The sequence below is a fragment of the Thalassolituus sp. genome (assembly GCF_984348125.1).
On sequence record NZ_CFHJLR010000017.1, the window covers coordinates 58,257 to 67,603 of the forward strand.

10 protein-coding genes and 1 rRNA gene are annotated in these 9,347 nt (G+C 51.5%); 4 read left to right on the top strand and 7 right to left on the bottom strand.

Going from position 1 to position 9,347, the window contains the following annotated elements:
* Positions 1–12: 12 nt before the first annotated feature.
* On the top strand, positions 13–1,101 hold the full coding sequence (locus tag AC5E51_RS12475; RefSeq protein ID WP_301387327.1) for a GGDEF domain-containing protein: 1,089 nt from the start codon (positions 13–15) through the stop codon (positions 1,099–1,101).
* A gap of 18 nt (positions 1,102–1,119) precedes the next feature.
* Here the strand turns inward: AC5E51_RS12475 and argF are convergent, their stop codons facing one another.
* The 5 genes from argF to AC5E51_RS12500 all read right to left on the bottom strand — a co-directional run bounded on the left by argF (position 1,120) and on the right by AC5E51_RS12500 (position 5,042).
* A complete protein-coding gene (gene argF, locus AC5E51_RS12480; protein ID WP_297532904.1) occupies positions 1,120–2,064 on the bottom strand; it encodes an ornithine carbamoyltransferase in 945 nt (314 codons plus the stop codon).
* Positions 2,048–3,217 carry an aspartate aminotransferase family protein gene (locus tag AC5E51_RS12485; protein ID WP_068440293.1) on the bottom strand — a complete coding sequence of 390 codons (1,170 nt, stop codon included), beginning with the start codon at positions 3,215–3,217 and terminating at the stop codon, positions 2,048–2,050. Before AC5E51_RS12485 ends, argF begins: the two co-directional genes overlap by 17 nt.
* 115 nt (positions 3,218–3,332) lie before the next feature.
* Entirely contained in the window at positions 3,333–4,238 is a 906-nt protein-coding gene (rimK, locus tag AC5E51_RS12490) for a 30S ribosomal protein S6--L-glutamate ligase (RefSeq protein ID WP_068440265.1), read from the bottom strand.
* A 59-nt stretch (positions 4,239–4,297) separates the two neighbouring features.
* Positions 4,298–4,723, bottom strand: a complete 426-nt coding sequence (locus AC5E51_RS12495; RefSeq protein ID WP_068440268.1) for an ATP-dependent zinc protease family protein — start codon at positions 4,721–4,723, stop codon at positions 4,298–4,300.
* Positions 4,698–5,042, bottom strand: coding sequence for a MaoP family protein (locus tag AC5E51_RS12500; protein ID WP_076514898.1), 345 nt, complete (start codon positions 5,040–5,042; stop codon positions 4,698–4,700). Before AC5E51_RS12500 ends, AC5E51_RS12495 begins: the two co-directional genes overlap by 26 nt.
* 132 nt (positions 5,043–5,174) lie before the next feature.
* Here AC5E51_RS12500 and hdfR point away from each other — a divergent pair, with 132 nt between their 5' ends.
* Together hdfR and AC5E51_RS12510 are read left to right on the top strand one after the other, a co-directional pair.
* Positions 5,175–6,026 carry an HTH-type transcriptional regulator HdfR gene (hdfR, locus tag AC5E51_RS12505; RefSeq protein ID WP_068440275.1) on the top strand — a complete coding sequence of 284 codons (852 nt, stop codon included), beginning with the start codon at positions 5,175–5,177 and terminating at the stop codon, positions 6,024–6,026.
* On the top strand, positions 6,019–6,993 hold the full coding sequence (locus AC5E51_RS12510; RefSeq protein WP_297532905.1) for an alcohol dehydrogenase catalytic domain-containing protein: 975 nt from the start codon (positions 6,019–6,021) through the stop codon (positions 6,991–6,993). The genes hdfR and AC5E51_RS12510 overlap by 8 nt, the downstream gene beginning before the upstream one ends.
* A 12-nt stretch (positions 6,994–7,005) precedes the next feature.
* Here AC5E51_RS12510 and queE read toward each other — a convergent pair whose 3' ends face one another.
* Together queE and queC are read right to left on the bottom strand one after the other, a co-directional pair.
* A complete protein-coding gene (queE, locus tag AC5E51_RS12515) occupies positions 7,006–7,710 on the bottom strand; it encodes a 7-carboxy-7-deazaguanine synthase (protein ID WP_297532906.1) in 705 nt (234 codons plus the stop codon).
* Positions 7,710–8,372, bottom strand: a complete 663-nt coding sequence (gene queC / locus AC5E51_RS12520) for a 7-cyano-7-deazaguanine synthase QueC (protein ID WP_491778658.1) — start codon at positions 8,370–8,372, stop codon at positions 7,710–7,712. The genes queE and queC overlap by 1 nt, the downstream gene beginning before the upstream one ends.
* A 664-nt stretch (positions 8,373–9,036) precedes the next feature.
* Here queC and AC5E51_RS12525 point away from each other — a divergent pair.
* Positions 9,037–9,347 (top strand): 16S ribosomal RNA (locus AC5E51_RS12525); the annotation flags it as partial.

Here is a 9,347-nt window from a genome sequence, read left to right on the forward strand (position 1 = left end):
TGGGAAGCCTTTATGGGGCAGCTAAGAAAGGATATTTTACGCCGGCACAGCCTGGCTGCAGCGGGTGTTCTTCTATTCAGCATTCTTTACTACGTCGGCTTTGGTATTCAGTACGGCGCGTCGCCGAACGCTTGGTTCGGCGCCATGGTATTTTTCTATCTTGTCGTCCATGGAATTACTGCCTGGTACATTTACTCGGGCAGAGCAATGGAGACTTCCGATCCCAGTATGACAATGCCAGTGATGGCGCTCGTGATTCTTTACATGTCTGGGCTAATGATTCTGGCCCCTGAACTGCGCGGAATCATGATTCTGGGTTATCTCAACATAATGCCTTTTGGTGTATTCCGCCTTTCGGGACGGGGATTCGTTGGTATTTCTCTGTTCACAGTTGTTAGTTATTCGTTAGTCATTTTTTCTACCCACTACAGCGCCAGTGAACTGCTTGTTCCAGAATTTGAAGTGGTTATCGGCGTCGCTTTGATGACGAGCCTGCTTGTATATGCATTTATTGGTCGCGAGTTCTTTATTCTGAGGAAAGCCTACGGCGAGAAAAATTCCGAGCTACGGCGCGCGCTGGCCCGTATCGAAGAACTGGCGGTCACAGATGAACTGACGGGGCTGAATAACCGGCGTTATCTGCTCAAGACTCTCGAAAAGCAGAGGGCTCTGTCTATCCGCCAAGAGATCCCGTTTGTTGTGGCCTTCATCGATATTGATTATTTCAAACGCGTCAATGATGAATACGGTCACAGGATCGGAGATCAGGTACTTGCTGAACTCGCCCATCTGCTTCGTGTATCTGTCCGGGAAATTGATCTCGCTGCTCGCTACGGCGGAGAAGAGTTTGTTCTGCTGCTGTCAGGGCTGAATCTTGAAGCTGCTTCCGGCGTTCTGGAGCGGATACGTGTTTCGGTCGAGAATCACAGATTTTCTGAGGTGGATCTGGAACAGCGGGTATCGATTGGTGGTGCTGAGTATCACCCGGATGAGGCCTCTGAGGACGTTCTTAACCGGGCTGACCGGATGCTCTATGAGGCGAAGCGCCTTGGCCGCAATCAGGTCTATCTGGAAGGCGCTCAGCAGTTATCGCTGCACTGAGCGCCACAGAGAACAGTTTCAGTCCTCTTCTTCCTGGCAGAGTAGAAACTCCAGCAGTGCTTTCTGAGCATGAAGGCGATTCTCTGCTTCGTCCCAGACGACTGCACGCGGATCTTCCATGACTTCATCAGTCACTTCTTCACCGCGGTGCGCGGGCAAACAATGCATGAAAATCACGTCGCTCGCTGCTTTGTCCAGCAAAGCAGGAGAAACCTGAAATGCCTGGAATTTGCGAATGCGTTCTTCCTGCTCTTCTTCCTGACCCATTGACGCCCACACGTCAGTCACGACGAGGTTCGCGCCTGCGACAGCTTCTTCAGGGGTTTTGAACAGCTGAATACGGTCACCGCCTTCGCTGACGATGCGGGCATCAGGTTCGAAGCCTTCTGGCGTGGCAATACGCAGATTGAATCCGAATTGTACCGCCGCCTTGATGTAGGAGTGGCACATATTATTGCCATCGCCAATCCAGGCCACTGTTTTGCCTGCGATAGAACCGCGATGCTCAACATAGGTCTGCATGTCGGCGAGCAGCTGACAGGGGTGAAAATCGTCTGTCAGGGCGTTGATGACGGGTACAGAAGAGTAGGCAGCGAAGCGTTCGATAATGTCATGATCAAAAGTACGGATCATGACAACATCAACCATACGCGAGAGTACACGTGCAGAGTCTTCGACGGGCTCGCCACGACCTAACTGGGTATCGCGTGGCGACAGGAAGATCGCGCTGCCACCGAGCTGGCTCATGCCAGCTTCAAAAGATACTCGGGTACGGGTGGATGATTTCTCGAAGATCATCCCCAGTACTCTGTTCTTCAGCGGCTCGTAGATTTCTCCTGCTCGCTGCTTCTTTTTGAGCTCGATAGCCCGTTCAATTATCCAGTTGAGCTCATCCGGAGAGGTGTCCGAGAGCGTCAGAAAGTGTCTCACTGTCTTTTCCATTGGGTCATTCATTGAGTTCATGGATCAGCTCCATAACTCCCTCTACGATCAGGTCTGCTTCTTCTTCTGTCAGTGTCAGTGGTGGTAGAAGACGAATAACATTGCCTGAGGTAACGTTCAGCAGAAGGCCTTTTTTGGTGCCCTTTGCCATTAATTCGGTGCAGTCTTTTGTCAGGACAATACCCATCATTAAGCCACGTCCCCGGATTTCGGAAAACAGAGGGTTGTCCTGTAAACGCACGTTGAAAGCACTGGCGAGGTAGTTACCCATATGAGCTGCGTTCTCAGCCAACTTTTCATTTTCTATGGTCGTTACTACCGCATTTGCGGCGGCGCATGCCAGTGGGTTTCCACCGTAGGTGGACCCATGGCTTCCGGGTTGCAGTACTTCGGCTGCTTTGCCCCGGGCGAGACAGGCACCAATAGGTACGCCATTGCCGAGCCCTTTGGCTGTGGTAACAACATCCGGAGTGATGCCGAATTGTTGGTAGCAGAAGTAGCTGCCAGTACGTCCGTTGCCGGTCTGAATTTCATCAACCAGCATCAGCAGGTCATTCTGGTCGCAGATATCACGCACAGCTTTAATGTAATCTTCGCCGGCCGTTGCCAGGCCACCTTCACCCTGAACAGGTTCCAGCATAACCGCGACGATATTCGGGTTTGCGCGAACGACTGCACGGATGGCATCGGCATCCATATATGGGACACGTACGAAACCATTCAGCAGAGGACCGAAACCTTCCTGCGCTTTCGCGTTGCCGGTAGCCGTCAGTGTTGCCATGGTACGACCGTGGAAAGCTTTGGTCATCACCACGATGACAGGCTCTGAAATGCCTTTCTGATGGCCGTATTTTCTCGCAATTTTGATGGCGGCTTCGTTGGCTTCTGCGCCTGAATTAGAGAAGAACACATTATCCATTCCCGAAATACGGGTCAGGTTTTCAGCCAGTTCCTGCTGTCGGCCGATGCCGTACAGATTTGATGTATGAACGAGCTGGCCCGCCTGCTCCTGAATCGCAGCGGTAACGGCCGGGTGCGCATGACCCAGGCCACAAACAGCGATACCGGTCAGGGCGTCCAGATACTTACGGCCTTCTGTGTCATACAACCAGCAGCCTTTACCGTGGGTAAAGGTGACGGGTAAACGGCCATAGGTATTCATGATGGCGTGCATATGTGTTTCTTCCTCAGAACGCAAAAGGGCAGCCATGGCTGCCCAGATAAATACCGCGCCCGGTTTTACTGGGGCGCATTCGAACTATACGAGAGGGGATGCTGTTTGTAAACGCTTACCCCTTGCCCTTTGTTTTGGTGTTGTGCGCGCGCGCATGTTTCTCAATATGCATCACGATTTTAGTGGCGACATCAATACCGGTAGAAGACTCAATGCCTTCAATGCCCGGTGATGAGTTCACTTCCATCACAACCGGCCCATGGTTTGAACGCAGGATATCGACACCCGCGACGTTAAGCCCCATGGTTTTGGCGGCACGCACTGCGGTGGCCCGTTCTTCAGGGGTGATTCGTACAACCGTTGCCGTACCACCTCGGTGCAGATTCGAGCGGAATTCACCTTCGGCAGCCTGACGTTTCATAGAAGCAACAACTTTGTCGCCGACGACGAGGCAGCGGATGTCAGCACCGGACGCTTCTTTAATGTATTCCTGGACCATGATGTTGGCTTTCAGGCCGAGGAAGGCTTCGATCACACTTTCTGCTGCTTTCTTCGTCTCAGCCAGTACGACACCGATCCCCTGAGTTCCCTCAAGAAGCTTGATCACAAGAGGAGCGCCACCGACCATCTGGATCAGGTCAGGAATATCATCCGGGCTGTGGGCAAAGCCGGTCACTGGCATGCCGATGCCTTTGCGCGACATCAGCTGCATGGAACGCAGCTTATCCCGTGAGCGGCTGATGGCTACGGATTCATTCAGTGGATACACACCCATCATTTCAAATTGACGCAGTACCGCCGTACCGTAGAACGTGATTGATGCGCCAATACGAGGGATGACAGCATCAAAGCCCTCTAATTGCTCACCTTTATAGTGCATTTTGGGGTCAACGCTGTTGATGTTCATATAGCAATGCAGCGTATCCAGTACATGCACTTCATGTCCGCGGGCCTCGGCTGCCTCAATCAGACGTCGGGTTGAGTAGAGGCTGGCACTGCGTGACAGTATGGCAATTTTCATAACGGGTTCCTGATGGGTCATAGCAACGACTGAAAAAATTAATAGATAAGATGCTTCGCTCAGCCGCGACTGACATCCACAAGAAAGCGGCCTTTGATAGCCTTTCGGCCTATCAACATAGGGTACTTCATACTGCCGCGGTGACTGAGGCTGATTTCAGTTTTAAAGCTCAGGCCACCTACGTTCATTTCTGTACCGATAATATAACGCTGTGAGCTATGCCCGTTCGAACTGGTGATCACACGCTGCTCGACGACCGGCGCTTCGCACGTTTGATCAATCCGGGCTGACTGTTTATTAAACTTTACGTGAAACCGCACCCAGAGTTCGCCATCGCGTCTGAACTCTTCAATATGGTCAGCATGAAGGCTACTGGTAGCAGCGCCGGTATCCACCTTGGCGTCGCAGCCGATGCCAAGGTCCGGGAGTTCTACAGCTTCGATGAAGCCGAGTACATGATCAGTCATCTGTTTCCGTGTTCTCATAGTCTGCCTCCGATGCTGAGGAGGAGGCTGTAAAATAAATCTGCTTGCGAGCAAGCGCTTTGCAATAGGCGGCCCATGCGCGTTCGACCGCGTTAATAGGCTCAAGTTTCTGCTGGCAGAAGTCAACAAAGCGGACTTCTTCATCGGTCGCCGCTTCGCGTGTTCCTTCGTGCAGCGACTTCAGAGCATCGCCCATATTCTCGAGGATGTCAGCCTGCTGGCGCGTAAAGTCACCTGAGCGCTGAAAACCACGTGGAAAGTTAGCATCGTCAAAGAATTTCTTTGAAGTTTCAAAGCTTTTCGCTTGAATTTGACTCATAAAGCACCTGCCATCATCAAAGTTGTCGATCACAAAAGAAATCGGTCTTTTGTGTTGGGCGGAGTATGGTCAGGGGCGTGTCTGTGGTAAAACGAAAAAATCTTCTCGTTACGTGAAAGTTTTCTGGTTGAAATGGATACGGATCTACTTAAAACATTTATGGAAGTCTCACGCACCCGGCATTTTGGTCGTGCGGCTGAAAACCTCTATCTGACTCAGTCTGCGGTGAGTTTCCGCATTCGCCAGCTCGAAGGTCTTTTGGGTGTTGAGTTGTTTTCCCGACAGCGAAACAACATCCAGTTGACGCCTGCAGGCGAGAAACTCATTCCTCTGGCTGAAAGTAGTGTGCTTCTCGAGCAGCGCATTCGCCACGAAGTAGCAATTGCAGATGACCGTCATTATCAGTTCGCGCTTGGCGCTACCCCGAATCTATGGGACGCAGTGCTGCAACAGAAGCTCCCGGCTTTGTTGCGAAGGCCTGGTATGGCGGTCAGCGCAATGGCGCACAGCAGTAGCGCGCTGGTAAGACAGATCCTTGAACGGTCGTTAGATCTGGCGTTAGTGTTTGACGCCCCGAAAGCCGATGAATTGGTTACCCGCGAAGTTATGTCTGTTCCTCTGGTAATGGTCGCTTCCGAAAAATGCTCTGAATGGAACCAGGCCGCCGAGCTCGGTTACGTGATGGTCGACTGGGGAACGTCATTCCGTATTCAGCACGCTCAGGAATTTAAAGGCATGGCGGCGCCGGTGCTGAAAACCAATACTGGCCGTATTGCTCTCGACAGCATCCTGATGCACGGTGGTGCCGGTTACTTACCTGCGACCATGGTTGCACCTTACCTCGAAAGTGGTGAGCTGCATGAAGTATCCGATGTTCCTGAAATGACACGCCAGGTTTTCGCGAGTTACCTGAGTACTCGTAAAGATGATGAACTCATAGGCGACATCATCAGCCAACTATTAGGGAGCAGTCACCATGAGTAATACCGGACAGCAAAGTAACAGCGGTTGGTATTTCGCTGAAACAGGCGCCCCTACAGTTCTGGAGCAAACCTCACTTGAGACACCGCAGGTTGCGCCCGGCGGACTACTGGTCAGGGTCATAGCTTCAGGGTTTAACCCGATCGACACCAAAATCCGCGCTGGACTGGCGCCAATTGCCTCGGATAATCGTGTGGTCGGTTGTGACCTCGCTGGTGAGGTCATAGCTGTTGGTGAGCAGGTTACCGGCTTCTCTGAAGGCGATATCGTTTATGGCTGTGCGGGTGGAGTAAAAGGCAGTAGCGGGACGCTGTGTCGTTACATCGTGGTCGATGCCGACCTGATGGCACTGGCTCCTCACTCTGTTACAGCTGAGCAGGCAGCGGTTCTTCCGTTGGTGTCGATCACGGCCTTTGAAGCGATTGAACGTCTGCACTTACAGGCAGATGAATCCTGCCTGATTATGGGAGGATCTGGCGGCGTCGGTCAGATGGCTCTGCAACTGGCTAAGCTTCGTGGTGTTGCTGTCACGGCCACTGCCGGTGATGACATCCGCCGCGATCAGGTCGCCTCGTTTAATGTGACCGCAATGTCGCACGGAGAGGCGGCTGAATATGCCGGCAAGTTCGATAAGGTACTCGATACCTTTGGTGGTGAGAGCTTTCAGACCGCGTTATACGCCTGTGCTCCCGGCGGTCAGGTTGCAACCATCAATGCTCGTAATACTTACGACCTGACTCAAGCGCATGCTAAAGCCTTGAGCATTCATGCCGTGTTTATGTTGTTACCTTTACTGAGTGGTAAAGGCAGAGCGACTCATGGCCGCTTTCTCAGCTGGTTAGCGAAAGAAGTCGATGCTGGGCGCATCACGGTGCCTGAAACGGAGGTGCAATCGGCGAGTGCGGTTGCAGACGTTCACCGGCGCTACGAAGCCGGTGAGCTGAAAACGAAGGTCGCTTTTACCCTGTGACGCTGAGTGGCCTTATTCTATTCCGAGCAGTTTGTGGGTCTGCAAGCTGAGCTTCCATTTTGGGTGCTTCATGCAGTAATCCACGGCTTTTCGGGTGTTGGAAACAGATAGACCTTCTTTTGCCCCTTCAAGCTTGTCGCTGGCGATCACTACAGGCTCGAAGTCTGCCATTGGTTGCAGGTAGCAATGCTCAGCGACGATGTAATCAAAGCGTTCTGGTGGAGCATCTGCTTGTGGGTATACCAGTTTCAGTTCGTCGCAGTTGATGACGGCAAGTTCGGAGTCGCCTTTCGGGCTAAGGCATATCCAATCAATACCGTCCGGTAACGGCAGGGTGCCGTTGGTTTCGATGGCAACCTCAAACCCTGCCTTATGCAGCTCATCGACAAGCGCTGAATCAAGCTGGAGCGCTGGCTCGCCACCGGTACAGACGACATAGGGCTTTCCCTGAACTGAATTTCCTGAGGTCTCTCCTGGCCACTGCGATGCAATGATTGTTACCAGTTCACTTGCAGAATACTCACCACCCAGGTGTCCGTCGGTACCGATAAAGTCGGTATCACAGAACTTACAGACAGCGGCAGTACGGCTGTCCTCGCGGCCATTCCACAAATTGCATTTAGAGAAACGGCAGAAAACAGCAGGGCGTCCGGCTTGAGCGCCTTCCCCTTGTAATGTGTAGAAGACCTCTTTAACGCGGTAGGTATTCTTTGCCATCACACCGACTCGTAGGCAATAGGGTCGGTGGCACTATTAGTAGCAAATGCTTCAAGACGCTCAGTGCATGAGCCGCATTTGCCACAGGCTTTGTCGCGACCGTTGTAGCAGGTCCAGGTCTTGCCATAATCCAGTCCCATCTTAAGTCCGTCGGCAAGAATTTCGGTCTTGTCACTATTAAGATAAGGCGTGACGATATCGACGGGCTCGTAGTTGGCCAGCTTGGCAACCCGGTTCATAGCGTGCACAAAGTCAGGTCGGCAGTCCGGATAAATAGCATGGTCGCCGGAGTGTGCGCCATAGAAAACCTTGTTGGCTCCAATGTCGACGGCGTAGCCGATCGCAAGAGAAAGCAAAATCATGTTGCGGTTAGGGACGACAGTCGACTTCATGTTGGCGGCTTCGTAATGCCCTTCAGGGATGTCGATGTCTGCCGTGAGAGATGAACTCTGGAGTAACTGATTGATCGCGGTAATGTCGATGATCTTGTGGCTGATTTCCAGTTCATCGCAGACGCGCTTAGCGAACTGAATCTCTTTGCTGTGACGCTGGCCATAGTCAAAGGTAAGAGCGTATAGATCATAGCCTTCGTTTTTAGCGCGGTTAAGTATGGTGAACGAATCCATGCCACCGGAATAAATTACGACTGCCTTCTCTGTCATCACAAGACTCTCTTCTATATATAGGTACAACACATTCTGAATGGACCAGGGGGAGTATACGCGTATGCGTAACTACTTAAAATTTATTACAGAAAGTAGTTGACCCAAATCGCCGCATCTCTATAATGCGCCGCTCTTGATCGTTACCCAGCACAGCGCTGAGAACGAACAGGAAACGGGTCAAAAAAAGGTGTTGACCAAGTCTGAAAAGACTGTAGAATGCGCCGCCTGATCCAACAGAGTCGCTCTTCGGAATGCTCTGATTTAGGTTCTTAACTTGTTGATTTTAAAAGATTTTTTTAAAATTAAAGGTTGACAGCGAAAGGTTCTCTGGTAGAATGCTTCGCACTGATTGAGACGCTACGGCGACTTGGTCGGATGTCAAAAATTGAGAGGTTCGTCTCTTAAGGAAGTTTGAAAAAACTTGTTGACATCGAAAGCTGCTTCTGTAGAATACGCAGCCCGCTTTGAGAGAAAGCTTCTAGCGAATCCAAAGCAACGTTCTTTAAAAATTAGCATTAAGTAATTCGTGTGGGTGCTTACTGAGATGTTGTGGAGACATAAGATTTCAAGTAAGAACTCGTCGAAAATTCATTTATGTGAATGTTGACAGTTTTATTCTTGAGCAAGATTAGATCGGATATTCCACCGATCGAAAACTTTTAAACTGAAGAGTTTGATCATGGCTCAGATTGAACGCTGGCGGCAGGCTTAACACATGCAAGTCGAGCGGTAACAGAGATAGCTTGCTATCTGCTGACGAGCGGCGGACGGGTGAGTAACGCGTAGGAAACTACCCAGTAGTGGGGGACAACAGTTGGAAACGACTGCTAATACCGCATACGCTCTACGGAGGAAAGGGGGCTTCGGCTCTCGCTATTGGATGTGCCTGCGTGAGATTAGCTAGTTGGTGAGGTAAGAGCTCACCAAGGCGACGATCTCTAGCTGGTCTGAGAGGATGATCAGCCACACTGG

Excerpts from the sequence above, each read along its gene's own strand:
- argF (WP_297532904.1), bottom strand. The coding sequence starts at position 2,064 with ATGAACTCAATGAATGACCCAATGGAAAAGACAGTGAGACACTTTCTG.
- AC5E51_RS12485 (WP_068440293.1), bottom strand. The coding sequence starts at position 3,217 with ATGCACGCCATCATGAATACCTATGGCCGTTTACCCGTCACCTTTACC.
- hdfR (WP_068440275.1), top strand. The coding sequence starts at position 5,175 with ATGGATACGGATCTACTTAAAACATTTATGGAAGTCTCACGCACCCGG.
- AC5E51_RS12510 (WP_297532905.1), top strand. The coding sequence starts at position 6,019 with ATGAGTAATACCGGACAGCAAAGTAACAGCGGTTGGTATTTCGCTGAA.
- AC5E51_RS12500 (WP_076514898.1), bottom strand. The coding sequence starts at position 5,042 with ATGAGTCAAATTCAAGCGAAAAGCTTTGAAACTTCAAAGAAATTCTTT.
- rimK (WP_068440265.1), bottom strand. The coding sequence starts at position 4,238 with ATGAAAATTGCCATACTGTCACGCAGTGCCAGCCTCTACTCAACCCGA.
- queC (WP_491778658.1), bottom strand. The coding sequence starts at position 8,372 with ATGACAGAGAAGGCAGTCGTAATTTATTCCGGTGGCATGGATTCGTTC.
- AC5E51_RS12475 (WP_301387327.1), top strand. The coding sequence starts at position 13 with ATGGGGCAGCTAAGAAAGGATATTTTACGCCGGCACAGCCTGGCTGCA.
- queE (WP_297532906.1), bottom strand. The coding sequence starts at position 7,710 with ATGGCAAAGAATACCTACCGCGTTAAAGAGGTCTTCTACACATTACAA.
- AC5E51_RS12495 (WP_068440268.1), bottom strand. The coding sequence starts at position 4,723 with ATGAGAACACGGAAACAGATGACTGATCATGTACTCGGCTTCATCGAA.